The sequence below is a fragment of the Streptomyces sp. NRRL B-24572 genome, from assembly GCF_002156145.1.
Lineage (GTDB): Bacteria > Actinomycetota > Actinomycetes > Streptomycetales > Streptomycetaceae > Streptomyces > Streptomyces vietnamensis.
This window is the reverse complement of record NZ_MWIG01000033.1, coordinates 1-26,609: the sequence shown is the minus strand read 5'-3', so window position 1 is coordinate 26,609 and position 26,609 is coordinate 1. Positions and strand designations below refer to the sequence as shown.

Here is a 26,609-nt window from a genome sequence, read left to right as displayed (position 1 = left end):
CCGCGCCCTCGGCTCCGGCAGAATGCTGCCACATGCGCAAGCTCGGCCGTTACCTCCTCCTGGACCGGCTCGGAGCCGGCTCCTTCGCGACGGTCTGGAAGGCCTACGACCCGGAGCTCGACACCGAGGTCGCGGTGAAGGTGCTGGCCGACAACTGGGCCGCCAACGCCGACGTGCGCGAGCGGTTCCTGGCGGAGGCGAGGCTGCTGCGCCGGATCGCCAGCCCGCGGGTGGTCCGCGTGCACGACGTCGGGGTGCAGGAGGACCGGCCCTACTTCGTCATGGACTACGTACGCGGCGGCACCCTGGAGGACCGGGTCGGCCGGTGCGACCCGCAGGAGGCGCTGCGGCTGGCCGCGGAGGCGGGCTACGCGGTCCAGGTCCTGCACGAGGCGGGTGTGGTGCACCGCGACGTCAAGCCGTCCAACCTGCTGCTCGCCGCCGGCCCCGCGCCCGCCGCGGTGCTGGTGGCGGATCTGGGCAGCGCGAAGCAGCTGGCCGACGCGTCCGGACTGACGGTGACCACGGGCACGCCCGCGTACATGGCACCGGAACAGGCCTTCCAGACCGGCGGGTTCGACGGAAGGGCCGATGTGTACGCGCTGGCCGTCGTGGCCTACGAGCTGCTGACCGGGAAGAAGCCGTTCGGCCCGGGCGGGCGCGCCACGGCCCTGATGACCGACCAGCCGGCCGCCTCGACGCTGCCGGCGCTCCCGGCCGGAGTGGAGCTCCCCCCGAACGTCGCCCTGCTGCTACGGGCCGCGATGTCCGTCGAGCCGGCGGATCGACCGCCGACCGCCCAGGCCTTCGCGGACGCGCTGCTGGCTCCGGTCCCGCAGTCCCAGCCCCCGGAAGGCCCCGGGTGGCTGACCCCGCGCGCGGTCTGTCTGGCGTCGGGCGCGGTGTTCACGGCGACGACCCTGCTGAGCTGGCTGCGACGTTGAATCCGACGGGGGAGGCCGGTGGCGCAGGGGCCGGGTCACGCTCGGCCCGCACCCAACTGCGGTGCGGGTTTCGACCGTTCGTTGTCCGCCGTCGCCCGGAACGCGGCGCGCCATGCCGCGGCGAGGTCGTTCTCGGCGGCGTCGAGGGCGGCGGCGGTGTTGCCGCCGGGGACCGCGACGCGGTCCACGATGTCGTCCAGGCGGGCGCCTCGGCCGATCAGGCGGCTCAGGGCGTGCAGGCTCTGCGCGACGAGCTGCTCCGCCAGCTCCCGGGGCAGCGGGGCGCCGCGTTCCTGCTGTGCGTCGACCATCGCCCTGACGGCACCGGCCACCAGGGCCGGGCCGCAGGACGCGAGGTCGGTCGCCGCCCGCCCCTGGCCCTCCTCGATCACGAACGGCGTCGAGAAGGACCGGAGCAGGACGAGGAGGTCCTCGGTGTCCTGCGCCGTCAGGCGCGGACCGGGTACCAGCAGCGTCGCGCCGGCGCCGATGTCGTTGCCGACGCTCGGGATCAGCTTGGCCACCGGACCGGGAACGGCCTCCGCCAGCGCCCGGAGCGGCAGGCCGTTGTTGACGGTGATCAGGACGTGCCGGTCCGTGAGCCGGGGCCGCAGTTCGTCGAGCACTGCCGGCAGATCCGCGTTCCGCACGCACAGGACGATCAGGCCGGCCCGGAGTGGCAGCTCCGCCGGCGGCAGGACCGCCGCTCCGGGCACGGCCTCCCGGAGCCGCGCGACACTGGCCGGGGACCGCCCCGCCGCGAACAGCCGGCCGGGTCCGACCGCCATATCGAAACCAGCCGCCAGGGTCAGCCCCATACGGCCGAGACCCACCACACCAACCGCCTGATGCCCACTCATGGCGATCAGCATCGCAGGCCCCGCCCCGTACTCCTCCAGCCGTCCCGGTCCCTCGACGCACGGGAAGCGCCAGCCCGGCGGCGAGACTCCGCTCCGGCTACCGACGCACCACCGAGCGGCACTACTCCCGGTCCGGGTCGACCAGGGCGCGTACGGCGGAGGGGCCGGTGAAGTCGCGGGCGAGGGCATCCATGATCAGTTCGTCGCACACCTCGCCGAGCCAGTAGCCCGCTTCCCGCAGTGTGCCGGCGGTCTGGAACCCCGCCTTCTCGTACGCCTTAACGCCGCCCGTGTTGGGCGCCAGTACCTTCAGCCAGACCATCCGCGCGTTGACAACATGGAACGCGTAGTCGAGGACGAGGCGGGTGGCCGCGCTCCCCAGACCCCGCCCGCGCGCCTCCGGGGCGAGCATGACGACGTACTCGGCGGTGCGCACCTGATGGTCGGGGAGAAGCGTGGCGACCCCGACGGGGAGGGGTTCCGCGCCGCTGACGTCGTAGACGGTGAACCGGATGTTCTCACCACGGAGCTGGTGGGCCATGCCCTCGGTACGGGCCTCCAGGGATTCCGGGCCCTGGCGCCCGTAGCCGACGAGAAGGCCTGGATCCTGTTCCCACTTCCAGTAGGTCTCGATGAGGTCGGGCCGGAAGGGCCCCAGACCGCAGGTGTCGTCCTTGATCCACAGAATCGGGTCAGTGGTCACTGCGGTCTCCGATCACGAGAACGGGGGTGTAGGCACGGGTCGATTCCGGTTCGGCCACGAGGCCGCCGTCCTCAGTCTGGACCCATGCATGCAGCCGAACGGGGTCTGGCGCGACGCCGTGGCACCAGGTCACAGACAGACGCCGAGCGGCGAGAAGCAGGACAGCGGCGGCCGACTCCTCCAGACAGGCCGTGCGGCCGGGCGACAGCCAGGCCCCACGGCGTACGGCAAGGACAGCTGATCTCGCCTGCTCGGGAGTGGCGGGGCGACGGCACGTCGACGTGGCAACCCGGATGGCGGTCGTCACGCGGTGCATCGCGGTCGCCCTGCTTCCCGCCCTTTTGATCGCGAAGACGGCCACGAGGGCGGCAGCGGCCGAGAGGGACCAGGCCTCCCTGGGACGTTCGATGCCAGCGGGGTGCTCGGCACTGCCCCAACTGGCGGCAGGCGCGACGACGGGGGCCGGGCTCCGCCCGGGTACCTGGCAGCGGACGCGGCCCGTGCGGTGGTCAACGACGACCAGGACATGCCCGAAGTCCACGGCTCTCTCCATCACACGCCCCTCGCAGGGAGATTGACGAACCAGGTCGGAGCCGGATTGCGCCGATGGGCGTGCAGCCAGGCCTCCGTCATGAGGGCCTGTTCGAGGGTCGCGAGCGGCATCGGAACACCGGCGGCGGCGTGTCGCAGGTGACGGCGGAAGCGAGTGGGATCGAGTAGACCGAGGGATGCCAGATGCCCGCCACCGAGTTCCTGAAGCTCGTCCAGATGCGCGCGCATCCCGGTGAAATGGTCGGCCTCGAAGCTCCCCTTCGTGGTGCGGGCGGCCACGGCGGGCGGTAGCAAGTCGCCGACAGCGCGTACGAGGAGCCGCTTGTAACCGTGGACGGACGGACGTCGCTCCAACGGATTACGCAGCACGGCGTCGATCACGGACGGGTCCAGGAAGGGATTGTGGAGGTCGATGCCGCAGGACGCCGCCAGTTCGGCATCGGCCCTGGCCGTACGCGCGACTTCCCGGATCTCGTCCACGAGAGTGTGGACGGAGGCGTCGAGCTGATGGAGGGGGTCAACAGCTGTGGCGGCCTGGGCGGCGGCTTCGGCGACATGCCCCAGGGCTGCGGGTTCTGCCCACCTGGGAATCGGCAGAGGCGCGAACCAGCGGACATTCCCCCGGTCGTGGCTGGACGTCGCCTTGCCGGAAAAGTACCGAGTGAGGTCCGCAAGCGCGTCGGACCGACTGGTACGGGCCATCGTGGCAGCGCCACACAGCAGGGGCATGACGGGGGTGTGCCGCAGGCGAGCCCAGCCGTACGCCTCTCGCAGAGTCCGACGCCACCGGCCGGCGCGCAGAAGGTCACACAACTGTGCCGGGGGCTGGAACAGAACGCTGTCCCCGCCGTCGCCGGTCAGATGGGTCCGGGCGCCGAGTTCGCGGTGCATCCAGCGAAGCTGACCGAGAAGTCGGGCCTGGGTGAGGGTCGACGGGGCGGGCTCGTCGGTGGCGGGTACCGAGGTGATCCCGCTGTACGGCAAGTGCTCCGCGCCCAGCGGGAGCAGGTGGTGGGAGATCCGGCCCGCCGACGCGGCAGCGGTCAGCCCTGCGTAACACAGATCGGCTCCGTCCAAGCACCCCTCCGGATGAATCGTCACCGCGTTGAGGACGTGTGGGGCTCTGAGGGAGTGCGCGGCGAGGACGGCCACGGTGGTGGAGTCGAGACCGCCGGACAGGTCGGAGGACAAGGTGGGATCCGCTTGCACACGCAGTACCACGGCGTCCGTGAGAGCTCGGCGAAGCTGCCGGTGCGCCCATCGGTGGGGATCGGGCTCGGGACACCACGTCGTGACACAGCGAAGAGGGTTTCCGTTCCTTGGCAGTTCGATCCGGCTGCCGGCCGGAAGCTGCTCGACCCCCGAGAAGAAGGTCCTGTTGCCGACCAGTGCGGGAACCGAAGGGGCCAGGACCGCGCACGCTACGCGGCGCGCGTCGACATCAGCCCCTGTCAGCGAAGCAAGAGCGCGGGCAGAGGTCGACCACGCCCAGCCACCACCCCACCGTGTGGCATACAGCGGGAAGGCTGCGGCCGGGTCGGTGTGAACCACCACGGATTCCGTGCGTTCTTCGATCACGGCGTACGCGCCGGGCCAGCGCCACGTCACGTCGGCGGGCACAGGAGTGCCGGAAAGATCGCTCAGCTGCCCGGCGGTCGCGCCGCACCATCCGATCACGAGGACGCGAGGCTTGCCCGCGCTGATGGGCACCGGGTGGACCGGGGTCTCCCCCGACTGCCACATCGTGCTCCAGGAAGCCGGCTCCTGAGCGCCGAGAAGGCGCGGCAAGTCGACCGAGGTCGTGCTGAATCCGCCGATCAAGGGTCCTCCAGCGTCGAGGTCGGATACGAGGTGTGCGGCTCCGGCCGAAGCCTGGGCCGCACACCTCATGGACGAGCGGTCAGCAGTTGTACGCGCGCCGCTTGTCCTCGGACTGACCGCCGCCCTGGCCCTCGGTCAGAGCGGCGACGTCGCCGACGTCGACCATGTCCGGCTCGGACGTCACGAGGTCTTCCTTGCACAGCGGTTCGTTCATGACAGTGCCTTTCTCCTGGTGGATGGGTGCTGGTGCGACCCGCTGCGTACCGACTGGTGAGCAGGACACGAAGCGGGAATCCGTGGGGCTACCTGCCGGGCGTCCCCGCGACGGTCAGGGTGATCACGAGGGCGCTGGTGACGACGGTGTGGAGGAGGACGACGAGGCGCTGCCTCATCCGACGGCCTGAACGTTGCCGACGGCCGTCGACCACTCCACGCCGGACGCGGGGCGGATATGGGCGACGCGAACCACACGACCGTCGGAGTGCACTTCGTGCGTGACCGCCATGAGCTCGCCCTCACCCCGGGAGGCGATGTCCCGCACCCGGCGCCCGAGCAGCTCGTGCTGCTCGTACCCGGCGTGGTCGACGGCGTTCACTCCTCGTCCTCCCTGTCGGGCCGCTCGCCGGCGAAACGCCTCAGGAACCTCTCCCAGCCGCCGGCCGCCCGTTCCCGCAGCTCGCGGCTCGGAACGCCGTGCTCGGGGCCGGGTACGCCGGGCTCGTGTCCGCTTGCTCCAGGCGTGCGGTGAGGAAGAGAGCTGTCCATCGCCTGCTCCTGCCATCGGGGAATCAACGGCCGTCCGGGCTGGTAGGGGGAGCTGCGCTGATCAGCCCGCACCCGGACGGCATGAGAGCAGTCAACGGCCCGATCCGGCTCAGGAACAGGAAAGGTCGTCGGCCGGGGCGCGGGATGCAACCGGAAGACTTTGCGATCGCTTTGCGACGCCCCTGGCCCGGCAGGTGAGTTGGCTCTACGTTCTGTGTCGTGGCAGTCAACGCCGTGCTGAAGCAGCGGATGGCCGACTTAGGTCTCACGCAGGAGGAGTTGGCCGGGCGGATGAACGCCGCTCTGCTGGAGATCACCGGCAGACCCGGCGACGTGTCGGACCGGACCGTGCGGAATCTGGTCAACGGGGCAACCCGGCGCCCGATCGGTCGCACACGCAAGGCGCTGGAAGCGGTCTTCCGCTGCTCGTTGAAAGACCTGGGGTTCGAATGCCCCAGTACCCCAGCACCACCGGAGGGCCCCGTGGAACGCCGCCAGTTCATCACAGCCGGGACGGCGCTGGCCCTCAGCTCCGCCGCACCGGCTCTCAGCGCTCCCCGCCGCATCGGCGTCAGCGACATCGAGCGGCTCCATCACAGGTTCGCGGACGTCGTCGCCAACGACCACCGCCACGGCGGACAGCTCGTGATCGAGCGCAAGGCCGCAGCTCTCGCGGATGAAGCCCTGGCCCTCCAGGACTCCGGCAGCGCCAGCCAGCGCATCAGGAAGCAGGTCTTCGCCTCGGCCGCCGCGTTCCGCTCCTCGGCGATGTGGGCCGCCATCGACGGGCGCCGATTCGAGGACGCCACCGGGCACATGGGAGTGGCACAGCAGCTCGCCGAGATGGCCGGCGATCCGTACATCAAGTTCCGCATCTGGTCTCACGCGGGCACGATGTACCGGCACATGGGTCGGCCTGCCGACGCTGCCGCCGCCAACGATGTGGCACGAAAACTGAGCATCACCCGCCAGGACCCCCTGTTCGCCTCCCTCGGTCTGGCCCGGCAGGGCGCGATCCACGGCGCAGCCGGGGACGGGACGGCCACCCGCCGCGCGTTCGACCAGGCACAGGACGCTTTGCTGCGCGCCGACCCGGAAGCCCAGCGTCCCGTCTGGATGAACGCCTTCTACGACCAGGCCGAACTCGACAGCCTCGCCCTGTCCGCGTACCTCGCCTTCGGCGACTTCGAGCGCGCCGAGGCCCACGGTCACCGCTGCCTTGCTGCCTTGCGTCCCCACATGCACCGGTCCAAGGCCATCGCCACGACCCGCGTCGCACGCGCCCAGCTCGAACAGGGCGACGTCGAAGCAGCCCTCGCGAGCGCCATGTCCGTCCCCTCCGACGCCGCAGTCCGTCACGCTCGCGTGGTGGGTATGCTCCGCGCCTTCGGCAGCCGCCTAGAGACCATCGCCCCCGGCACCGCACTTGCCCACACCTGGACCCAGTACGCCCGCGACACCTGGAGGCAGCCCCGATGACCCCACGACTCCGCCGCTACACGAGCTCCCCCAGGGACGTCGACCAGGTCATCGCACCCCTGATCGCGGTGTACGCGAAGGTGCGCGAGCCCCTGCTTCATCTGCCGAACTACGCGGTACCGACCTTCACCGAACGCCTGGAGCGCCACGGAAGAGAGCCGGGGTTCGGGGCGGTGCTCGCCTTTGACGCCGAGGACCAGCCGGTGGGCTACGCGTACGGCAACACCGTGGAGAGCGGTGACCGCTGGTGGACGAGGATGGGCGAGGTCGACGCCGAATTCACCACCTCCCCGGCCCTTGCACTCAAGGAGATCGGCGTGACGATGGCCCACCGGGGCACCGGTCTGGCGCGGCGCGTCCACGACGAGCTGCTCGCCGGTCGCAGCGAGACGTACGTGTCGCTGATGGTCAACCCGGCTGCGGGTGACGGAAAGGTCCAGCGCGTCTACGAGTCGTGGGGATACGAGGTGATCGGCACGAGCCGGCCGTCTCCCGAGTCGCCTGTGCTCGCCGCGATGATCAGGCGGATCGCTACGGACGAGGAGGCCGTACGTTAGGTCGCCACTCACGCATCGCCGTCGTTGCCGCCGTCGATGACGGTCAGCTCGGCGCCCTTCCGCGCGTACGGGTCGGGGGCGCCCTCGGGGATGTTCTGAACGGCCCGGCCCTGCGCGGCCCCGTTGCCGTTGAACGCGAAGTCGGGGCGAATGCGCCAATCACGGCCGTCGGGATAGATGAATCCGGCCTCGGCGAGCTGTCGAAGGGACCGCGAGACGGACGATTGGGACATGCCCACCTGCTCGGCGAACTTGGCCTGGGTCTCCACCCGGACGAGACCGTGATCCTTGCGGTTCTGAAGGGCGCACATCTTGTGGAACAGCCTGTAGGACGCCCCGCTGAGGTCCGCCTCGGCGAGAGCGTCGTGCGCGTCGTATCCCATCGTGGTGAACCCACCTCCCCGGAACCAGAGACCGTGCGCGGCTCCGACCGACGAGTGGACAGTGAGGTCCTGTACCTCACCAGTGGTCCGGTTAACCGTCTCGATCTTGGTCACTCGTCGGGCCGCACGCACAGGGTACCTCCGGGGCTACATCCGAAACCTACGCCATTCATCCCTTCCTGCATAGAATAAGCCATAATAGATGGCATTCATTCATTTTTGCATAGCCAGCGTGCATGGCTGCAACGCCACCTCCCTGTTCACGCAGGTCAGACTCCCGCCCGGCCCTCCCCGTCTTAAGTAGGTAAGGGCACCCCGCCGCACGGGAACCCCGGTGCTCGGAGGCACCACCCTCGCCGCGAACACCTGCGGGCCGATGTCGGCCGTGGTCATGGCAACAAGGAAGCGTGGCTGAGGTCGGTGCGTGGTTGCCGGAGACACACGTGGCGGACGACCGTCCGGCTTTCCCGCCGCCGTGGCGTGCTTTCGTGGGCCGAGGTCACGACGGGCCCCGGGAGGCTCTGCCGGTCGATCGGCTGCGGGCCCGGCCCTCGGGGTTGCGTCGACCCCGCCGGGCCGGTGGGGCGCGAGGTTCACGCCCCGCCCGGTCTCGCCCCGGGGCCGAGCAGGAAGAGGGGAGGCCCTCAGGAGCCAGCGGCCCGGTCCCTCCCCCACGCCGCCAGCGGTTCGAGGGCCTCGTTGAGGCGGATGCCGTCCTTCGTGAGGGCGTACTCGACGCGGGGCGGGACCTCCTCGTACGAGACGCGGTCGACGATGCCGTCCGTCTCCATCTCGCGCAGGTGGGAGGCGAGGACCTTCTCCGTGATGCCCGGGATCAGTCGGCGCAGTTCGCCGAAGCGGCGGTGGGGCCGTTCGTGGAGGGCCCAGAGGATCAGGACCTTCCACTTGCCGCCGATGACCTCCATCGCGGTGTCGATGCCGCAGACGTGGCCGTCATCGGCTGCCGGTCGGTTCAGTGTCGCCACTCGCCCCACCTCTCTGACCTGTTCGCTCACCTCAGGGTAACCACCCACTTCGAAGTGGGTACTTGAGCAGGTCAGAGGCCCGCCAGCAGTCTGTGGGCATGTCTTCCGTATCTCTTCTCGGGCTCGGCGCCATGGGTGCCGCCCTCGCCCGTACCTGGGTCTCCGCCGGTCATGCGCTCACCGTCTGGAACCGCACCCCTGGCCGTGCCGACATCGAGGGCGCCAAGGTCGCCGAAAGCCCTCACGAGGCCGTCGCCGCCGGCCGTCTCGTCGTCGTCTGCCTCCTCGACGACGACTCCGTCGGCGCCGCCCTCGACGGCGTCGCCCTGACCGGCAAGGACCTCGTCAACCTCACCACCACGACCCCCGCCCAGGCCCGGGCCCGGGCCGCCTGGGCCGAGGAGCGGGGCGCCCGTTATCTCGACGGCGGCATCATGGCCGTCCCGCCGATGATCGGCGTCCCCGAGGCCGGCGGGTACGTCTTCTACAGCGGGTCCCGGGAGCTTTTCGAGCTCCACCGGGACGCCCTGGCCGTACCCGTGGACACCAAGTACGTCGGCGAGGACCCCGGATTCGCCGCCCTGCACGACGTCGCCCTGCTCAGCGGCATGTACGGGATGTTCGCCGGGGCGGCGCACGCCTTCGCGCTGATCCGCCGGGAGGACATCGATCCCGTGGCGTTCGCCCCGCTGCTCGCCGACTGGCTCGCCGCCATGGCCCCGGGCGTCCACGGGACCGCCGCCCAGCTGAAGAGCGGTGACTACACCACCGGCGTGGTGTCCAACCTCGCCATGCAGGTGGCGGGGACCCCGACCTTCCTGGCCACCGCGGAAGGGCAGGGCGTCAGCGCGGAGTTGATCCGGCCGTACTTCGAGCTGATGCGCCGCAGGCTCGACGTGGGCAGCGGCGAGGAGGACCTGACGGGCGTGGTGGACCTGTTGCTTCGATGAGCGGGAATCCGTAGCCGCCCTTCGGTGTGCGACGCCGCCGCCGGCGCGGTGGCGACCGTGGCGGTCCCGGCGACGTCCGCCGGGACCGCCACGTGAGGACCCGCTCACCTCACCGCACGCTTCAGGGCGTGTTCAGGCCGAAGTGCTGGTGGGCGGTGTTGCTGGCGCCAGGGCTCTTGATGTTGTTGTTGACGCTGATGTTGTTGAACATCGGCAGGATGCCGCTGAGGTTGATGGGCAGGATCGACCCGCCGCCTCCGTTGCCTCCCCCGTTGTTCCCGGTGGGCTGCTCGTAGGTGATGGTCACCGAGGCCGGGCCGGAGGCGGGTCCGGAGGAACCGCCGGCCGGGACACGGTTGGACCCGCCACCTCCGCCACCGGGCCCGTAGGTCCCGGTGGCGACGATCACGGTGCAGCCGCCGCCACCGCCACCGCCGAACCAGCCGGCTCCGCCGCCTCCGCCCCCGAAGGGGCCGCCGCCGTTGCCGCCGGTGCCGCCGGCACCGGGGGTTCCGGGTGTGGCCACGTTGTCGCCGGAGCATGCGGCTCCACCCGCGCCGGGGGTCGTCTGGGTTCCCCCGCCTCCCCCTCCGCCGCCGCTGGGCCTGCTGCCACCTGGCTGACCGGTGATTCCGGCGTCTCCTCCGGTCGACTCGGGGACAGCGATCCCGGAGCCGGATCCTCCGCCTCCTCCACCGCCCGCGACGATGAGCCGGGGGTCGGTGGTGCTGACGCCGGTGAGGAGGCATCCGGGGCTGGTGGAGGCGCAGGTGCGCACGTCGCTGGCTCCGCCGCCCGCGCCGCCCGTGGACGTCGGGCCGCCCGATGCGCCGCCGCCCGTGCCGACGTTGACGTAGAGGGTGGTGGTACCCGCCGGTACGTTGACGGTGCCGGTGACGGTGGAGCCGGCACCGCCCACTCCTCCTTCGGCCCCATTGGCACCGGCGGCGCCGGTGGCGGTGACGGTCAGCTGAGTGACGCCGGCCGGGACGGTGAAGGGCTGGTCGGCGCCGGGGGTGAAGGTGATGCTCGTGGGTGCCGCCACGGCGGGCGTCGCCAGGGGCACCACCAACGCCGCCGGCAGCGCCGCCACGGCGAGCAGGACGGCACCGCGCCGGACACGTCGTGGGGATACGGGATGGTCCATGGTCAGTCTCACGCTCGGGACTCCTCGACAAGGGGGTGCCGAATGGGGGGTGGATGTCACGGTCCCTACCGGGAACCTTCCGCCGATCAAGCCACAGCAGGCCGGTGCGAGACATGCGGACACACCGTCACATACAGCGCGAGCAATAGTCCTCAAGTCGGAGGAACGCGCTGCAGGGCTCGGGGCAGGAAGGTTTCCCTCGGTGGACGGTGAGCGGTGATCCGTCGTCGTTATTCGTAAGCCACGACCCCTCCTCCTGAGGGGTCTTCCCGTGTCACACTCGCGGCGATCGTTCCCCCAGGCGATCCGTTTTTCCCCATGAGACGCATTGAGACACATGAGGCAAGCGGAAGGATCGCGACACACGTGAAGAAGATTGTCGTGGGCATGACCCTCGGGTCTGCGCTCACCGCACTCCTCGCCGCGGGGCTCACCCCCGCCGCCGCGCAGGAAGCCCAGGACGTCGCCGCACCGGCGGGCTCCAACGCCCACCGGGCCGACGACCGTCCCGGACCGCTCACGAAGCAGCGCACCAAGCTGCGCGAGCAGGCGATCGACCTGGTCGCCAAGGGCAAGGCCACACCGAACGCCCAGGGCGTCGTCGAGGTCGCGCCCGGCAAGTACGCCGAGACCAAGACCACCACCGCCACCCGCCAGGAGAAGATCTTCACGATCCTCTCCGAGTTCGGCGACCAGAGCTCCGGCAAGCTCGGCACCGTCCCCGGCCCGCTGCACAACCAGATACCCCAGCCGGACCGGAGCACGGACAACTCCAACGCCTGGACCGCGGACTTCTCCAAGGCCCACTACGAGGACCTCTTCAACGGCTCCGGCGAGTCCATGAAGACCTTCTACGAGAAGCTGTCCAGCGGCCGCTACTCCGTCTCCAACACCGTCGAGGACTGGGTCAAGGTCCCCGGCAACGCCTCCACCTACGGCGACAACTCCGTCGAGGACACCGGCGGTTCCTGGGCCTTCATCCAGGACACCGGCGACGCCTGGTGGAACAAGCAGATCGCCGCCGGCAAGACGCCGGCCGAGATCGACGCGTACCTCGCCCAGTTCGACGTCTGGGACCGCAACGACTGGGACCACGACGGCAACTTCAACGAGCCCGACGGCTACATCGACCACTTCCAGGCCGTGCACGCCGGCATGGGCGAGGACGCGGGCGGCGGAGCCCAGGGCGAGGACGCCATCTGGTCCCACCGCTGGTACGTCAACGGCGACGACTACGGGCTGACCGGGCCCGCCGTCTCCGGCACGCAGAACAAGGCCGGCGGCGCCCGCATCGGACAGTCCAAGTACTGGCTCGGCGACTACACCACCGAGGGCGAGAACGGCGGACTCGGCGTCTTCTGCCACGAGTTCGGCCACGACCTCGGCCTGCCGGACTTCTACGACACCGACGGCGGCGAGAACTCCACCGCCTTCTGGACCCTGATGAGCTCCGGCTCCTGGCTCGGCCACGGCGCCGCCGCCAACGAGGGCATCGGCACCCACCCCGGTCTCATGGGCGCCGAGGAGAAGCTCTTCCTCGGCTGGCTGAACTACACCGACGCCCCGCTCGGCGCCACCGGCTCGTACACCCTGAGCCCGGCCGCCCTGCAGGTCAAGGGCAAGGCGCAGGCCGTCCGCGTCGCGCTCCCGGACAAGACGAGCAGCACCACCTACGCGACGCCCACCTCGGGCACCCACGCCTGGTGGACCGGCTCCGCCGACGGCCTCAACCAGTCCCTCACCCGCTCCGTGCCGGCCGCCCCGCGCGTCACGGTCAAGGCGAGCGCCTGGTACGAGATCGAGGCCGACTTCGACTACCTCTTCGCCGAGTACTCCCTCGACGGCGGCGCCACCTGGGCCCGTGCCGGCGCCTCCGTCTCCGGCTCCTCCGGCGGCAAGTGGACGACGCTGCGCTACTCGTACGACTCCGCCGGCAAGCCGTCCCTCTTCCGCTTCCGCTACCAGAGCGACGGCGGCGTGCACTTCGCCGGCGCGTTCCTGGACGACATCACGCTGACCTCCGGCGGCACGACCCTCGCGTCGGACGACGTCGAGCAGGGCGTCGGCGGCTGGACCGCGCAGGGCCGCTGGAAGATCTCCACCGGCACCGAGACGGCCACCGCCCCGCAGTACTACCTCGTCGAGAACCGCGAGTACGTCGGCTCCGACGCGCTCCTCGCCGAGGGCCCGTACCAGTTCAGCAAGGGCATCACCGCCCCGGACTGGGTCGAGTTCTTCAAGTTCCAGAACGGCATGCTCGTCTGGTACGTCGACCGGTCCTTCGACGACAACAACGTCAGCAACCACCCCGGTGGCGGCTCGGCGATGGCCGTCGACGCCCGCCCGACCCCCTTCCGGTACGCCGACGGGACCGCGCCCAGCAACCGGCGCCAGCCCTTCGACGCGACCTTCGGCCTGGAGGCCACGGACGCGACCTGCCTCCACAAGGAGGTCCTGACCGGCAAGGGCCCGAACCAGACCGTCCAGACGCTGGCGGCCTGCGCCCCCTCCGTCCCGGGCATCCCGGTCTTCGACGACACCGACCCGAACGCGTACTACGACACGACGGCCCCGCAGGCCAGCGTGAAGGTCGCCGGTCACGGCGTGCGCGTCACGGTCACCGGTGACGCCGGCGACGACCTGACGATCAGCGTCGCCAACCCGGCCGCGCACTGATCGCACACGAGGCAAGGGGCGGTACGGGACTCCCGTACCGCCCTCGTCGCGTCTCCGGGGCCGCCTCAGGCCTCCCGTGGGGGCTCCTCAGGCCTCCCGTACCGCCCGCGCCAGTTCCGTCAGGAACTCCACCACGCCCGACGGGCCCGCCACGGACAGGTCCGCGCGGTCGGCCAGCTCCGTGACCTCCGTGGAGCCGCTGCACACCAGGACGCCCGGGGTGCCGTCGGAGCGGAGCTTCTCGACCGCCGCGAAGGCCGGCAGGTCGCCCAGGTCGTCGCCCGCGTACAGCACGGACCCGGCGCCCACCTCCCGTACGTACTTGGCGAGGGCCACGCCCTTGTCCATGCCCGGGGGCCGCAGCTCCAGGACCATGCGGCCGGGCTCCAGGACCAGGCCGTGGGCGACCGCCAGCTCGCCCAGCGGACCGCGCAGGGCCTCGAAGGCGCCCTCCGGGTCCCGGGCGCGGCGGGTGTGGACCGCGACCGCGCGGCCCTTCTCCTCGATCCAGACGCCCGGCCAGGCCCCGGACCGGTCCAGGAAACCGGGGAGCTCGGCGCGGACGGAGGCGACGCCGGGGTGCGGGGCGGCGGCCCGGACGGTGCCGGTGACCGCGTCCCAGCGCTCGGCGCCGTAGTGGCCGAGGACGACGAGGTGCTCGAGACCGGGGACGCCGGCGAAGCCGCCGTAGCGGACGGCGACCCCGGCGGGGCGGCCGGTCACGACGGCGATCGAGGCGACCTGGGGGGCGAGGGCGGCGAGGGCGGCCACGGCACCGGGGTGGGCGCGGGCCTGCTCGGGATCGGGGACGATCTCGGCGAGCGTGCCGTCGAAGTCGAGGGCGACGACGGCCTTCGCGGGCTGCGCGAGGAGCGCGGCGAGACCGTCGCGGCCGGACGGTGTGGTCGGGTGCGGGAGGCTGCTGACCATGTTTCCGACCCTACCGACGTACGGGGGTCACGTCAGCGTGGCCGGGGTCACCTCGTCAGGAGTCACCCCTCCCGTCGCCGCTGCTTCTCCTCCCTGACCCGGCGCAGCCGGTTGACCGTCACCGGGTCGTGGGCCAGGGCGCGCGGGTCGTCGAGGAGGGCGTTGAGGAGCTGGTAGTAGCGGGTCGGGGAGAGGCCGAGCCGCTCGCGGACGGCCCGCTCCTTGGCGCCGGGGCCGGGCCAGGAGCGGCGCTCGACGGCGAGGAGGGCCCGCTCGCGCTCCCCGAGCCCTCCGTTTTCGGATGCCGTCTCTTCGGTCATACGACCAACCTATTACCCGGCGTCCTACTCGGCCTTCTCCGCCTCCGTCGCCGCCCGGCCTATCCGGCCGAGGACCTCGGAGGGGCTGCCGCCGGGGGTGACCGCCTTGCCGATGTTCTGCTTGACGTTCTCGCTGACCTGGGCCCAGGAGGTCTTGCCGACCGGCGGGAGCTGCGCGTCGGGGAGGACCTTGAGGAAGACGCGCAGGTTCTCGTGCTCGGGGTCGGTCTCCATGCGGGTGGAGGCGGTGACGGTGACCGGCAGCAGGTCGTTGTCCCCGGCGAACTTCAGGACGTTCTCGTCGCTGAAGACGAAGTCGAGGAAGTCGCCGATCTCCTTGCGGTGGCCGTTCTGCCTGAAGCCCATGATCCAGTCGGCGACGCCCATGGAGGTCTTGGGCGTGCCGTCGGCGCCGGGGAGGGGGACCTGCCCGACCCGGACGCCCTTCTTCGCGGCCTCCTTGAGGAGCGAGGGGTGGCCGTTGAGCATGCCGACCTCGCCGTTCGCGAAGGCGGCGAAGGCGGCCTTGCGGTTGAGCCTGCCGGGGGCGACCGGGCCGGTGAGGTCCTTGCCGACCAGATGGGTGCGGAGCCATTCGAAGGTGCGGATGTTGGCGTCGGAGTCGACGGCGTAGCGGTCGGAGGCGTCGGTCCAGCCGCCGCCGCCGCTGAGCAGCCACATGAGGGCCTCCGCCTGGGCCTCCTCGGGGCCGAGCGGCAGCGCGAAGGGGGTGGGGACGCCCTTGGCCTTGAGCTTCTCGGCGGCCTCGGCGAGCTCGTCCCAGGTGGTGGGGGCCTCGGCCCCGGCCTTCTGGAAGAGGTCCTCGTTGTAGAAGAGCGGCCGGGTGGAGGCGACGAACGGCATGCCGTACTGGGTGCGCTTGTACTCGCCGGCGGCGGCGAGCGGGCCGAGGAAGTTGGCCTGCACGGGGATGGAGAGGAGATCGTCGGCGGCGTACAGCTGGTCGGCGGCGGCGTAGTCGGCGTAGGCGCCGATCTGTGCGATGTCGGGGGCCTGGCCGGCCTTGACCATCTCGGCGACCTTGCGGTCGACGTCGTCCCAGGAGAGGACCTGGACCTCGACCTTGACCCCGGGGTGCTTCGCCTCGAAGGCGGCGACGAGGTCGGCCCAGTACTTCTTGGTGGTGTCGCCACCGGTCAGGTCGTAGTCGGCGGCGACCAGCTTGAGGGTCACGTCGCCGGAGTCGCCGCCGAGGGAGCCGCAGCCGGCGACCGTCGCGGTCAGTCCGAGGGCGGCGGCGGCCGCGGTCAGTCCAAGGAATCGTCGCCGCTCCACGGCTTCATCCACCTTTTGCTCTTCGTTGAGCTGTCGTCTATCTGCACTGAGCTGCGTGTTTGCTCTTCTCAGGGCCGTAAGTCTGCCCCGCGCCCGGGCATGAGGTCTACACCACTCGGGTATCACTTCCGCAACTCCGACGGGAGCATGGGCGCATGATCGGGCCCGAATTTGTATCCGAGCGCAACAATCCTGGCCAGTGGACTAGACCTGTCAGGTCCCCGCGCGTCAGAATGACCCCCGTGAGACACGTCATCGCCCTGGATGTGGGCGGCACCGGCATGAAGGCCGCCCTCGTCGGGGCGGACGGCACCCTGCTGCACGAGGCCCGCCGCGCCACCGGGCGCGAGCGCGGCCCCGAGGCCGTGGTCGAGACGATCCTGGGCTTCGCCGAAGAGCTCCGCGCCCTCGGCCAGGAGCGGTACGGAGAGCCCGCCGCGGCCGCCGGAGTCGCCGTCCCCGGCATCGTCGACGCCGAGAACGGCATCGCCGTCTACGCCGCCAACCTCGGCTGGCGCGACGTTCCCATGCGCGAACTCCTCAGCCGCCGCCTCGACGGCGTCCCCGTCGCCCTCGGCCACGACGTCCGCACCGGCGGCCTCGCCGAAGGCCGTATCGGCGCGGGCAACGGCGCCGACCGCTTCCTCTTCGTGCCCCTCGGCACCGGCATCGCCGGAGCCATCGGCATCGGCGACCGCATCGAGGCCGGCGCCCACGGCTACGCCGGCGAGATCGGCCACATCGTCGTCCGTCCCGGCGGTACGGAGTGCGGCTGCGGCCAGCGCGGCTGCCTGGAGCGGTACGCCTCCGCCTCCGCCGTCTCCCTCGCCTGGGCCGAGGCCGGCGGCGACCCCGAGGCGGACGCCGCCGACTGCGCGAAGGCCGTCGAGTCCGGCGACCCCACGGCCGTACGGGTCTGGCAGGACGCCGTCGACGCCCTCGCCGACGGCCTCGTCACCGCGCTCACCCTCCTGGACCCGCGCACCCTCATCATCGGTGGCGGGCTCGCCGAGGCCGGGGAAACCTTGTTCACACCACTCCGGGCCGCCGTGGAGGAACGCGTCACGTTCCAGAAGCTGCCCGCCATCGTCCCGGCGGCCCTCGGGGACACCGCCGGATGCCTGGGCGCGGGCCTCCTCGCCTGGGACCTGCTCGCCGACAAGCACCCCACCCACTCGGAGGTTTCCGCCTGATGGCCGATCACCAGGTTCTCGCCGGCGCACACGTCGTGCTGCCCACCGGAACGGTCGAGAACGGACGCGTGATCGTCGACGGCGACCGCATCGCGGGTTCGGCTCCCGAGAACGCCCCCACCCTCGACCTGACCGGCCACTGGCTCGTCCCCGGCTTCGTCGACATGCACAACCACGGCGGCGGCGGCGCGTCCTTCACCTCCGGCACCGTCGACGAGGTCCTCAAGGGCGTCCACACCCACCGCCTGCACGGCACCACCACCGTCGTCGCCTCCTTCGTCACCGGCGAGATGGACTTCCTCACGCAGCGGGCCGGCCTCCTCTCCGAGCTCGCCGAACAGGGCGAGATCGCCGGCCTCCACTTCGAGGGCCCGTTCATCTCCCCCTGCCGCAAGGGCGCCCACGACGAGACGCTGCTCCGCGACCCCGACCCGGCCGAGGTCCGCAAGCTGATCGACGCCGCCCGCGGCCGGGCCAAGATGGTCACCCTCGCCACCGAGCTGCCCGGCGGCCTCGACTCCGTACGGCTGCTCGCCGAGCACGGCGTGATCGCCGCCATCGGCCACACCGACGCCACGTACGAGCAGACGCAGGCGGCCATCGACGCGGGCGCCACCGTCGCCACGCACCTCTACAACGCGATGCCCGCCCTCGGCCACCGCTCCCCCGGCCCGATCGCCGCACTCCTGGAGGACGAGCGGATCACCGTCGAGCTCATCAACGACGGCACCCACCTCCACCCCGCCGCCCTGGAGCTCGCCTTCCACCACGCGGGACCCGAGCGCGTCGCGTTCATCACCGACGCCATGGACGCCGCCGGCTTCGGCGACGGCCGCTACATGCTCGGCCCCCTGGCCGTCGACGTGAAGGACAGCGTCGCCCGCCTCGTCGAGGGCGGCTCCATCGCCGGCTCCACCCTGACCCTGGACCGCGCCTTCAAGCGCGCCGCGACCATCGACGCCCTGCCGGTCGAATCGATCGTCCAGGCCGTCTCCGCCAACCCGGCCCGCCTGCTCGGCGTGTACGACCGGGTGGGGTCCCTGGAGCCCGGCAAGGACGCCGACATCGTCGTCCTGGACGCCGAGTTCGAGCTCAAGGGCGTCATGCGCAAGGGCGAGTGGATCGTGAACCCGACGGCGGTCTGATCAGGTGTCACCCACGAGGGCGGTTGGCCGGGGGTCTGGGCCAACCGCCTTTCCTTTGGCATGATCAGTGCCCGTCAGAACGTCGGAACGGGTGTTCCGCAGAACTTCACGGGAAGTACGGGGGGTGGACGGGTCTTGATCCTCACGGTCACCCTCAACACGGCACTGGACCTGACCTACCGGGTCCCCGCCCTCACCCCGCACGCCTCCCACCGGATCACCCAGGTCATCGAACGGCCCGGCGGCAAGGGACTCAACGTCGCCCGCGTCCTCGCCGCCCTCGGACACGAGACGGTCGCCACCGGCTTCGCGGGCGGCGCGACGGGCGCGACGCTACGGGACCAGCTGGCGCAGACGCCCGTACGGGACGAACTCGTCGAGACCGCCGGAACGACCCGCCGCACGGTCGCCGTCGTCGACACCGCGAGCGGGGACACCACCCAGCTCAACGAACCGGGCCCGACCGTCACCACCGCGGAATGGGCCGCCTTCCGCACCCGCTTCACCGAACTCCTCGACGGGGCCCGGGCGGTCGCCCTCTGCGGCAGCCTCCCGCCGGGCATCCACGTCGGCGCGTACGCGGAACTGATCCGCCTGGCCCGGACGGCCGGGGTCCCGGTCCTCCTGGACACCAGCGGCGAACCCCTCCGCCGGGGCATCGCCGCCCGCCCCGACCTGGTCAAGCCGAACGCCGAGGAACTCGCCCAGCTCACCGGCTCCCGCGAACCCCACCGCGCCACCCGCGACGCACGCCGCCGCGGCGCCCGCGCGGTGATCTCCTCACTCGGCCCCGAGGGCATGCTCGCCGCCACCCCCGAAGGCCTGTGGCGCGCGACCCCGCCGGCCGCGGTGAAGGGCAACCCCACGGGCGCCGGCGACTCGGCCGTCGCCGGCCTCCTCTCGGGCCTGGTCGACGAGACCCCCTGGCCCGAGCGCCTCACCCGCGCGGTCGCCCTCTCGGCGGCGACGGTCCTCTCCCCGGTGGCCGGGGAGTACGACGCGACGGCTTACGAGGAGCTGCTGACGCGGGTGACGGTGACGGCGGAGACCCCCTGAGGGGTCAGCCCTTCCCGGTGTGACCGGCCTCCAGGTAGACCTGGTCGAGGATCGCCTCGCAGGAGTCCCCCGCCTCGCAGGAGATCTTGAGCGCGTTCGATCCCTTGTTCAGGTTCACGTAGGAGTAGGTGTAGGTCCAGCCCTTCTCCCAGTCGCCCTCCGGGGCCTTCGCGAAGTTCCCCATGTTGATCTCGCGCGGCGCCTCGCCGTTGACCGTCAGGGACGTCTTCGCATCCTTGCCGGGCACGCTGTACGTGATGCGGAGCGTGTACTCGCCGGTGTTCGGCACATCGACCGACCAGCTCGCCGAGCTGCCCTCGCCGGTCAGGGTCACGTAGGCGCCGTTCGTGCCCTTCGCGCCCTTGATGCCGGTCCCCGTGGTGGCCGCGCCGCCCAGCGTCAGCGTCGCCGCGTCCTGCTTGGGGAGCTCCTCCGGGGTCTTCTCGGCGGTCGGCTCGGTGCTCGGCGTCTCGGAGACCTGGGAGGGCGCGGTCGACGGGGTGTTGCCGCCGGCCTTGTCGTCCTTGTCCTTCTCGTTGCCCGTGTTGTTGAACAGGGCGACTCCGATGCCGATCACGACGACCGCGACGACCGCGACGGCGCCCGCCAGGATGCCCTTCGTGTTGGGGCCGCGGCCCGAGCCGCCGCCGCGCTGGGCCGGGATCGCGCGGGTCTGCGGCTGCGCGCCGTACGTCTCGGGCGCCGCGTACTGCGCCTGCGGCTGGCCGTAGGGGGCCTGCTGCTGCGGAGGCACGTACGCCTGCTGCTGCTGGTGGCCGTACTGGCGCTCGCCGACCGCCCTGACCTGGTTGTACGAGGTGCGGGGCACGCCCGGCTGCGCGGGGGCGGGACCGGGGTAGCCGTAGCCGCCGCCCTGCGGGGCCTGGGCACCCGCTGCCTGGCCGTCCGCGTACAGGTAGCCGAACGGATCGTCGTCCTCGGGCTTGTTCGAGCCGTCGTTACCGGCAGCCATCCGGGTCATCCTCTCCATGCTCGCCAGCCGTCGCCGACCGGCCGAGCCTACCTCGAATGGCCCACTCCGGACTCAGCCCGCTCGCCGGTGGACCTTGGCACGGGAGCGTTTCTCCACGTACATCCGCTGGTCCGCCGAGTTCAGGACCTCTTCCACGGTCATCCCGCACTCGGCCCAGCCGATGCCGAAACTCGCCCCGACGCGGACCGCCCGCCCGTCCACCCGGATCGGCGGGATGATCGCGTTGCGCAGGCGTACGGCCAGGTCGGCCGCGTCGGCGGCGCCGAGGCCGTCGGCGAGGACGACGAACTCGTCACCGCCGAGCCGGGCGACGGTGTCGCCGTCCCGCACGCCGGTGGTGAGCCGGCGCGCGACCTCGATGAGGACGGCGTCTCCGGTGTGGTGCCCGAAGCGGTCGTTGATCGACTTGAAGCCGTCGAGGTCGCAGAAGAGGACCGCGAGCCCCTTGGTGCCGTCGTCGACCTCGCCGCCCGTGGGCGCGACGGTGTGGACGTGGTGGTCGTACGCCCCGGCGCCGCCCGCCGGCTCGAAACCGAAGCCGTGCTCGTGCTCGTGCTCGTACGGCTGGGGCTGCGGCTCGTAGCCGGAGTCGTACGCGGGGTCGTAGCCGCCGTCCCGCCCGGAGTCGTAGCCGCCGCCGTACACCGGCTCGTTCCCCGGCGCGCCCGGGCGCTCGCAGAGCCGGGCGGAGAGCCTGGAGCGCAGCTCGGCACTGTTGGGGAGGCCGGTGAGGGCGTCGTGCGAGGCGCGGTGGGCGAGCTGGAGCTCGTGCCGCTTGCGCTCCTCGATGTCCTCGACGTGGGTGAGGAGGAAGCGGGGCCCGTCGGCGGTGTCGGCGACGACGGAGTTCCGCAGCGACACCCAGACGTACGTGCCGTCGCGGCGTCCGAGCCGCAGCTCGGCCCGGCCGCCCTCGGCGGAGGTGCGGAGCAGCGTCCCGATGTCCTCGGGGTGGACGAGGTCGGCGAAGGAGTAGCGCCGCATGACGGAGGCGGGGCGGCCGAGGAGCCGGCACAGGGCGTCGTTGGTACGGAGGAGGCGGCCGTGCTGGTCGCCGCCCATCTCGGCGATGGCCATGCCGGAGGGGGCGTACTCGAAGGCCTGCCGGAAGGACTCCTCGGAGGCCCGCAGGGCCTGCTGCTCGCGTTCGAGCCGGACGAGGGCGCGCTGCATGTTGGAGCGGAGCCGGGCGTTGCTGATGGCGATCGCGGACTGCGAGGCGTACATCTGGAGCGCTTCCTGGCCCCAGGGGCCGGGGTGCCGGCCGTTGCGCGGGCGGTCGACGGATATGACGCCGAGGAGCTCACGGCCGGAGCCGGAGGCGTACATCGGGGCGTAGAGCCGGTCGTGCGGGTGCCACTCGTCCTCGAAGCGGGGCGCGGGCCCGTCGGTGTGCCACTGGGGGACGTCGTCCTCCATGAGGACCCAGCCCTCGGTGTGCGGGATGAACCGCAGGTCGCCCCAGGGGACGCCCATGGAGAGGCGCCGCTCCCAGGAGGAGCGGGAGCCGACGCGGCCGGTGATCAGGGCCTCCGCGGCGGAGCTTCCGGCGAAGGCGGCGACGACGAGGTCACCGTCGGGGCGGACGAGGTTGACGCAGGCCAGCTCGTAGTTGAGACCGGCGACCACACCGTCGGCGACGGTCTGCAGGGTGTCCGCCAGACTGCGGGCAGTGTTGAGGTCCGTCACGACCTGATGCAGCTGCCGCAGGGTCGAGAGACGGACGTACGGCTCCGACTCGGTCTCCATCGCTCGCTCTCCCCGAGACCTCGACAGCAACTCCAGGGTTCTCATCGGCTTCGTGTTGCACTGTCACCGCCACTGAATCACAGCGAGCTTCGCCGCCGGTACACAGGGTCAGCAAATACTGCCCTCTGTGACTCAAGTCACAGCAGATGATGGCGGGTCGCGTCGCTCCTCCCGAGGCCGGGGGTCCTAGGTCCGGCGGCCGTCACCGGCTGGTCCCCGGGTCCGATGCGAGGCGCGGAGGGCCGGGACTAGCGTTCTTGACGTGCTCCAGAAGACGCCCCCCTCGCCTCCCGTCTCCGACCTCCTCATCCCTCATGCTGAGGGGGTGAGCAACGACGAGTTCCGGGCGGCGATGTCCCGCCTCGCGGCGGGCGTGGTCCTGGTGACCGCGCACGACCCCGACGACGGCCCGCGCGGCGAGGACGTCGGCATGACGGCCACCGCCTTCATGTCGGTCTCCCTCGACCCGCCCCTCGTCCTCGTCAGCCTCCGCAACGGCTCCCGCATGGACGACCTGCTCGCCGACGTCCCGGTCTGGGCGGTGTCGGTCCTCGCCGAGGACCAGCGGCACGTGGCCGGGCGCTTCGCCATGAAGAACCGGGTCAGCGACCGCCTCCTCTTCGCCGACCTGCCGTACACCCGCGGCGAGGAGAGCGGCGCCCCGCTCATCGGCGGCGCGCTCACGGTCCTGGAGTGCCGCACGGAGAACCGGGTCGTGGCCGGCGACCACACGCTCGTGGTGGGCCGGGTCCTGACGGTCGGTCTGCGCCCGGGGGGCGGCGACCCGCTGACGTACTACCAGGGGAAGTACCGCCGACTGGGGTGACGGCGGCCGTCAGCTCCAGTCGCGGGACTGGCGGGTGCGCTTGGTCTCGGAGCGCTGCTTCTTCTCGCGCAGGCGCCGCTCGTTGATGCCGCGCGGGATCTTCGTCGGGCGGCGGGGCTTCGGGGGCGGGGCCGTCGCCTCGGCGAGGAGGGCCGCCAGGCGGACCGCCGCCGTCTCGCGGTTGCGCCACTGGGAGCGGTGCTCCGAGGCGCGGACCGTCACGACGCCGTTGACCAGGCGGGAGGCGAGCCGCTCCAGGGCGCGGTCCTTCCACACCTCGGGGAGCGCGTCGGTGGCCGCGAGGTCGAAGCGGAGCTCGACCTGGGAGTCGCTGGTGTTCACGTGCTGACCGCCCGGCCCCGACGACCGCGAGAAACGCCACTGGAGCTCGGCCTCGGGCAGCGAGACGGAGCCGCGGATGGGATAGGGACCGGACATGCCTTCCATGTTCCCCGGAGGGGGCCGGACGAGTCATCCTGTTTTCGCGCGGAGGCGGGCGGGAACCGCCGGCGGCCTCAGCGCGTTTCTCCAGGCGAGCGACGACAGAACGACGAAAGGGACTTTCCATGGCTGTGAGCCTGTCCAAGGGCGGCAACATCTCCCTGACCAAGGAGGCCCCGGGCCTCGCCGCCGTCACCGTGGGCCTCGGCTGGGACGTCCGTACCACCACCGGCACCGACTTCGACCTCGACGCCTCGGCGATCGGTGTGGACGCCGCCGGGCGGGTCGCCTCGGACGCCCACTTCGTCTTCTTCAACAACAAGTCGACGCCGGACCAGACGATCGTGCACACCGGTGACAACCGCACCGGCGAGGGCGGCGGCGACGACGAGCAGATCAACGTCAACCTCGCGGCCCTCCCGCCGAACGTCGACAAGATCGTCTTCCCGGTCTCCATCTACGACGCGGTGTCCCGCTCGCAGAACTTCGGCCAGGTGCGCAACGCGTACATCCGCATCGTGAACCAGGCCGGCGGCGCCGAGATCGCCCGCTACGACCTCTCCGAGGACGCCGCCGTCGAGACGGCCATGATCTTCGGCGAGCTGTACCGCAACGGCGCCGAGTGGAAGTTCCGCGCCGTCGGCCAGGGCTACGCCTCGGGCCTGGAGGGCATCGCCCGCGACTTCGGCGTCAACCTCTGACGGACTCGCACCGAGTGGGCCCCGGCGGTACGTCCCGCCGGGGCCTACGCTTCCTCCCGTGATCGTCGAAGCCCTCCCACGTACGGAAGCGCACGCCCTCCCCGGCCCGCTGCTCACCGAGCTCACCGCCCTGTACGCGTCGAACCAGGAGTTCCAGCAGCTCAGCGGCGACTTCCCGGACCCCGACGACATCCGGCCCGAGCAGGTCGCCGCCGCTCTCGCCGACGAGCTCGCGCAGCCGACGGCCGAGGTGCTCGTCGCCCGCTCCGAGGGCCGGCTCGTCGCCGTCGCGATCACGCTCGGCCGCCACCCCGACCCGGCCCAGACCGACCCGTGGCTCGGCCTGCTGATGGTCCACGCCGAGGCGCAGCGCGCCGGGTACGGCCGTCGGCTCGCCACGTACGTCGAGACCGGCTTCCGCGCCGAGGGCCGCACCGGGCTGCGGCTCGCCGTCCTGGAGAACAACCCGAAGGCCCTGGCCTTCTGGACCTCGCTCGGTTACGAGGAGACCGACCGCCGCCCCGACCTCGCCCACGGCCGCCCGTGCGTCGTGATGCGGAAGAGCCTGACCGTCTAGGGCTTGCCCGGCTTCTCGTCGCCGTACAGCCAGACGTCCCACAGCCCGCCGAGGTCGCGGCCCGCCACGCTCTCCGCGTAGGCGGTGAAGTCGTCCGTGGTGGCGTTGGCGTGGCGGTACTTCGCGGGCCAGCCGCGCAGGATCTCGTCGAAGACGCGGTCGCCGACCGTCTCGCGCAGCTTGTACAGGACCATCGCGCCCCGCTGGTACACGGGCGGGTCGAAGAGGTTCGCGGCGGCGGGCGGTGCGGCGGGCGGGAAGGCCCAGTTGGCGTCCTGGGCGAAGGCGCGCTCGAAGTGGGTGCGCGCCGGGACGTGCTCGTACTCCTCCGAGTACAGCCACTCCGCGTACGTGGCGAAGCCCTCGTTGAGCCAGATGTCCCGCCAGGTCTCGGGCGTGACCGAGTCGCCGAACCACTGGTGGGCCTGCTCGTGGAGGAGGGTGGTGCGCTCGAAGGACCCGGCCGGGAAGATGGGCCGGGTCTGGGTCTCCAGGGCGTAGTCGAGGGTCCCGTCCTCGGTGACGAGGGCTCCGGCGGCGGAGAAGGGGTACGGGCCGAAACGCTTCACCTGGCGGGCGAGGAGCTCGGGGACCTCGGCCCGCAGCGCGGCGCTGCCCGCCGCGACCGGGGCCTCGGCGGCGGTCAGGACGGGTACGGAGCCGAGGGCGGTCGCCGTGCCCGTCTCGTACCGGCCGATCGCGACCGTCGCGAGGTAGCTCGCCATCGGTTCGGGCACGTGCCAGACGGTGGTGACGCGCCCGTCCTCCTCCGTCCGCCGCGCGGTCCTGACGCCGTTGGAGAGGGCGTCGAGTCCGGCCGGGACGGTGAGCGTGAGGTCGTAGGAGGCCTTGTCGGAGGGGTGGTGGTTGCCGGGGAACCAGGTCATGGAGCCGGCCGGTTCGCCGACCGCGACCGCCCCGCCGGCCGTGCGCAGCCAGCCCTCCTTGGAGCCGTCGGCGTCGGTGAGCGGCTCGGGCACGCCCGTGTAGGTGACGGTGGCCTTGAACTCCCTGCCCCCGGGGAGCTCGTCGCGGGGGCGGATGGTCAGTTCGTTCCCGGCCCTGTTGTACGCGGCGGGGGCGCCGTCGACGGTCGCGCCGCGGACGGTGAGGCCGGCGAGGTCGAGGTTGAAGGCGCTGAGGTCCTGGGTGGCGCGGGCGGTGATCTCGGCGGTGCCGTCGAGGCGTCCTGAGGCCGGGTCGTAGGCGAGGGTCAGGCCGTAGTGCCCGACGTCGTACCCGCCGTTGCCGAGCTTCGGGAAGAGCGGGTCGCGCAGCCCGGCCGCGCCGGGGGTCCCCCGGACACCGCCGCCCGCCTCGGTGCAGCCGCCCGCGAGGAGGACGAGGGCGGCGAGGGCGAGGGCTCCGGTCCGGCGGCGTTGCGACACGTACCGATCTTAAGAGGCTTAAGCGGTCAAAAACGAAAAAGGTGGTGGCGCCCGGCGGGGGATCCGGGCGCCACCACCAGCTGGGGGCCTTACGTCGCGAGGGGCGACGCGGGGCGTGTCACTCCGCGTGTCACTCCGCGTGTCACTCCGCGAGGGCGGCGACGCCGGCC

General features: G+C 71.7%; 28 protein-coding genes. 11 read left to right on the top strand and 17 right to left on the bottom strand.

The features are described from left to right. On the top strand, positions 1 to 944 hold a 944-nt coding region (locus CCN56_RS02240), incomplete at its 5' end, for a serine/threonine-protein kinase (RefSeq protein ID WP_218779384.1). Positions 945 to 979: 35 nt separating this feature from the next. Here CCN56_RS02240 and CCN56_RS02235 read toward each other — a convergent pair. From CCN56_RS02235 to CCN56_RS42885, 7 genes are all read right to left on the bottom strand, one after another. Next, entirely contained in the window at positions 980 to 1,804 is an 825-nt protein-coding gene (locus CCN56_RS02235) for a pyrroline-5-carboxylate reductase (protein WP_179199644.1), read from the bottom strand. A gap of 121 nt (positions 1,805 to 1,925) precedes the next feature. Beyond that, entirely contained in the window at positions 1,926 to 2,462 is a 537-nt protein-coding gene (locus CCN56_RS02230; protein ID WP_373412808.1) for a GNAT family N-acetyltransferase, read from the bottom strand. A gap of 34 nt (positions 2,463 to 2,496) precedes the next feature. Further along, the gene (locus CCN56_RS02225; protein ID WP_086822803.1) at positions 2,497 to 3,060 is read right to left on the bottom strand and encodes a lasso peptide biosynthesis B2 protein; all 564 of its coding nucleotides are present in this window, start codon (positions 3,058 to 3,060) and stop codon (positions 2,497 to 2,499) included. Next, on the bottom strand, positions 3,060 to 4,880 hold the full coding sequence (locus CCN56_RS02220; protein ID WP_256961678.1) for an albusnodin/ikarugamycin family macrolactam cyclase: 1,821 nt from the start codon (positions 4,878 to 4,880) through the stop codon (positions 3,060 to 3,062). The genes CCN56_RS02225 and CCN56_RS02220 overlap by 1 nt, the downstream gene beginning before the upstream one ends. 79 nt (positions 4,881 to 4,959) lie before the next feature. Beyond that, positions 4,960 to 5,094 (bottom strand): albusnodin family lasso peptide, encoded by a 135-nt coding sequence (locus CCN56_RS41580; RefSeq protein ID WP_107484080.1) that lies wholly within the window; start codon positions 5,092 to 5,094, stop codon positions 4,960 to 4,962. A gap of 174 nt (positions 5,095 to 5,268) precedes the next feature. Then, positions 5,269 to 5,475: a hypothetical protein gene (locus CCN56_RS02215; protein ID WP_086822786.1), complete on the bottom strand. Its 207-nt coding sequence runs from the start codon at positions 5,473 to 5,475 to the stop codon at positions 5,269 to 5,271. Further along, a complete protein-coding gene (locus tag CCN56_RS42885; RefSeq protein WP_179199643.1) occupies positions 5,472 to 5,645 on the bottom strand; it encodes a hypothetical protein in 174 nt (57 codons plus the stop codon). The genes CCN56_RS02215 and CCN56_RS42885 overlap by 4 nt, the downstream gene beginning before the upstream one ends. 219 nt (positions 5,646 to 5,864) lie before the next feature. On the opposite strand from CCN56_RS42885, the gene CCN56_RS02210 reads away from it, so the two are divergent. Further along, the gene (locus tag CCN56_RS02210; protein WP_256961677.1) at positions 5,865 to 7,124 is read left to right on the top strand and encodes a helix-turn-helix transcriptional regulator; all 1,260 of its coding nucleotides are present in this window, start codon (positions 5,865 to 5,867) and stop codon (positions 7,122 to 7,124) included. Further along, positions 7,121 to 7,681, top strand: coding sequence for a GNAT family N-acetyltransferase (locus CCN56_RS02205; RefSeq protein ID WP_086822783.1), 561 nt, complete (start codon positions 7,121 to 7,123; stop codon positions 7,679 to 7,681). The genes CCN56_RS02210 and CCN56_RS02205 overlap by 4 nt, the downstream gene beginning before the upstream one ends. Before the next feature lie 8 nt (positions 7,682 to 7,689). On the opposite strand, the gene CCN56_RS02200 is transcribed toward CCN56_RS02205, so the two are convergent. Beyond that, a complete protein-coding gene (locus tag CCN56_RS02200) occupies positions 7,690 to 8,064 on the bottom strand; it encodes a helix-turn-helix domain-containing protein (RefSeq protein WP_218779383.1) in 375 nt (124 codons plus the stop codon). 644 nt (positions 8,065 to 8,708) lie between these two features. Next, complete coding sequence (locus CCN56_RS02195; RefSeq protein WP_086822777.1) at positions 8,709 to 9,050, bottom strand: helix-turn-helix domain-containing protein; 342 nt, start codon at positions 9,048 to 9,050, stop codon at positions 8,709 to 8,711. Between the two features lie 98 nt (positions 9,051 to 9,148). Here CCN56_RS02195 and CCN56_RS02190 point away from each other — a divergent pair, with 98 nt between their 5' ends. Beyond that, positions 9,149 to 10,000: an NAD(P)-dependent oxidoreductase gene (locus tag CCN56_RS02190; RefSeq protein ID WP_086822774.1), complete on the top strand. Its 852-nt coding sequence runs from the start codon at positions 9,149 to 9,151 to the stop codon at positions 9,998 to 10,000. A gap of 121 nt (positions 10,001 to 10,121) precedes the next feature. Here the strand turns inward: CCN56_RS02190 and CCN56_RS42880 are convergent, their stop codons facing one another. Then, positions 10,122 to 11,159 carry a hypothetical protein gene (locus CCN56_RS42880; protein WP_179199642.1) on the bottom strand — a complete coding sequence of 346 codons (1,038 nt, stop codon included), beginning with the start codon at positions 11,157 to 11,159 and terminating at the stop codon, positions 10,122 to 10,124. A gap of 354 nt (positions 11,160 to 11,513) precedes the next feature. Here CCN56_RS42880 and CCN56_RS02180 point away from each other — a divergent pair, with 354 nt between their 5' ends. Next, complete coding sequence (locus CCN56_RS02180; protein WP_086822768.1) at positions 11,514 to 13,823, top strand: immune inhibitor A domain-containing protein; 2,310 nt, start codon at positions 11,514 to 11,516, stop codon at positions 13,821 to 13,823. Between the two features lie 87 nt (positions 13,824 to 13,910). Here CCN56_RS02180 and otsB read toward each other — a convergent pair whose 3' ends face one another. From otsB to CCN56_RS02165, 3 genes are all read right to left on the bottom strand, one after another. Beyond that, positions 13,911 to 14,753 (bottom strand): trehalose-phosphatase, encoded by an 843-nt coding sequence (gene otsB, locus CCN56_RS02175; protein WP_086822765.1) that lies wholly within the window; start codon positions 14,751 to 14,753, stop codon positions 13,911 to 13,913. A gap of 62 nt (positions 14,754 to 14,815) precedes the next feature. Further along, a complete protein-coding gene (locus CCN56_RS02170) occupies positions 14,816 to 15,073 on the bottom strand; it encodes a DUF3263 domain-containing protein (RefSeq protein WP_086822762.1) in 258 nt (85 codons plus the stop codon). A 24-nt stretch (positions 15,074 to 15,097) separates the two neighbouring features. Then, positions 15,098 to 16,381, bottom strand: a complete 1,284-nt coding sequence (locus CCN56_RS02165; protein ID WP_086822759.1) for an extracellular solute-binding protein — start codon at positions 16,379 to 16,381, stop codon at positions 15,098 to 15,100. Between the two features lie 230 nt (positions 16,382 to 16,611). Here CCN56_RS02165 and CCN56_RS02160 point away from each other — a divergent pair, with 230 nt between their 5' ends. From CCN56_RS02160 to CCN56_RS02150, 3 genes are all read left to right on the top strand, one after another. Further along, the gene (locus CCN56_RS02160; protein ID WP_041134098.1) at positions 16,612 to 17,562 is read left to right on the top strand and encodes an ROK family protein; all 951 of its coding nucleotides are present in this window, start codon (positions 16,612 to 16,614) and stop codon (positions 17,560 to 17,562) included. Continuing rightward, complete coding sequence (nagA, locus tag CCN56_RS02155) at positions 17,562 to 18,707, top strand: N-acetylglucosamine-6-phosphate deacetylase (RefSeq protein ID WP_086822756.1); 1,146 nt, start codon at positions 17,562 to 17,564, stop codon at positions 18,705 to 18,707. The genes CCN56_RS02160 and nagA overlap by 1 nt, the downstream gene beginning before the upstream one ends. Before the next feature lie 135 nt (positions 18,708 to 18,842). Continuing rightward, positions 18,843 to 19,763 carry a 1-phosphofructokinase family hexose kinase gene (locus CCN56_RS02150; RefSeq protein ID WP_086822754.1) on the top strand — a complete coding sequence of 307 codons (921 nt, stop codon included), beginning with the start codon at positions 18,843 to 18,845 and terminating at the stop codon, positions 19,761 to 19,763. A 4-nt stretch (positions 19,764 to 19,767) separates the two neighbouring features. Here the strand turns inward: CCN56_RS02150 and CCN56_RS02145 are convergent, their stop codons facing one another. Both CCN56_RS02145 and cdgB read right to left on the bottom strand, forming a co-directional pair. Next, positions 19,768 to 20,736, bottom strand: coding sequence for a CBM35 domain-containing protein (locus tag CCN56_RS02145; RefSeq protein WP_086822751.1), 969 nt, complete (start codon positions 20,734 to 20,736; stop codon positions 19,768 to 19,770). A 72-nt stretch (positions 20,737 to 20,808) separates the two neighbouring features. Next, positions 20,809 to 22,506 carry a diguanylate cyclase CdgB gene (cdgB, locus tag CCN56_RS02140; protein ID WP_086822748.1) on the bottom strand — a complete coding sequence of 566 codons (1,698 nt, stop codon included), beginning with the start codon at positions 22,504 to 22,506 and terminating at the stop codon, positions 20,809 to 20,811. Between the two features lie 262 nt (positions 22,507 to 22,768). Here cdgB and CCN56_RS02135 point away from each other — a divergent pair, with 262 nt between their 5' ends. Then, positions 22,769 to 23,332, top strand: coding sequence for a flavin reductase family protein (locus CCN56_RS02135; RefSeq protein WP_086822745.1), 564 nt, complete (start codon positions 22,769 to 22,771; stop codon positions 23,330 to 23,332). Positions 23,333 to 23,341: 9 nt separating this feature from the next. Here CCN56_RS02135 and arfB read toward each other — a convergent pair whose 3' ends face one another. Further along, positions 23,342 to 23,779, bottom strand: coding sequence for an alternative ribosome rescue aminoacyl-tRNA hydrolase ArfB (gene arfB, locus CCN56_RS02130; protein ID WP_086822741.1), 438 nt, complete (start codon positions 23,777 to 23,779; stop codon positions 23,342 to 23,344). A gap of 119 nt (positions 23,780 to 23,898) precedes the next feature. On the opposite strand from arfB, the gene CCN56_RS02125 reads away from it, so the two are divergent. Both CCN56_RS02125 and CCN56_RS02120 read left to right on the top strand, forming a co-directional pair. Further along, positions 23,899 to 24,474 (top strand): TerD family protein, encoded by a 576-nt coding sequence (locus CCN56_RS02125; protein ID WP_086822738.1) that lies wholly within the window; start codon positions 23,899 to 23,901, stop codon positions 24,472 to 24,474. Between the two features lie 58 nt (positions 24,475 to 24,532). Continuing rightward, positions 24,533 to 25,051 carry an N-acetyltransferase gene (locus CCN56_RS02120; RefSeq protein ID WP_086822735.1) on the top strand — a complete coding sequence of 173 codons (519 nt, stop codon included), beginning with the start codon at positions 24,533 to 24,535 and terminating at the stop codon, positions 25,049 to 25,051. Here CCN56_RS02120 and CCN56_RS02115 read toward each other — a convergent pair. Then, positions 25,048 to 26,439, bottom strand: coding sequence for a M1 family metallopeptidase (locus tag CCN56_RS02115; protein ID WP_086822732.1), 1,392 nt, complete (start codon positions 26,437 to 26,439; stop codon positions 25,048 to 25,050). The genes CCN56_RS02120 and CCN56_RS02115 overlap by 4 nt on opposite strands. Positions 26,440 to 26,609 lie beyond the last annotated feature (170 nt).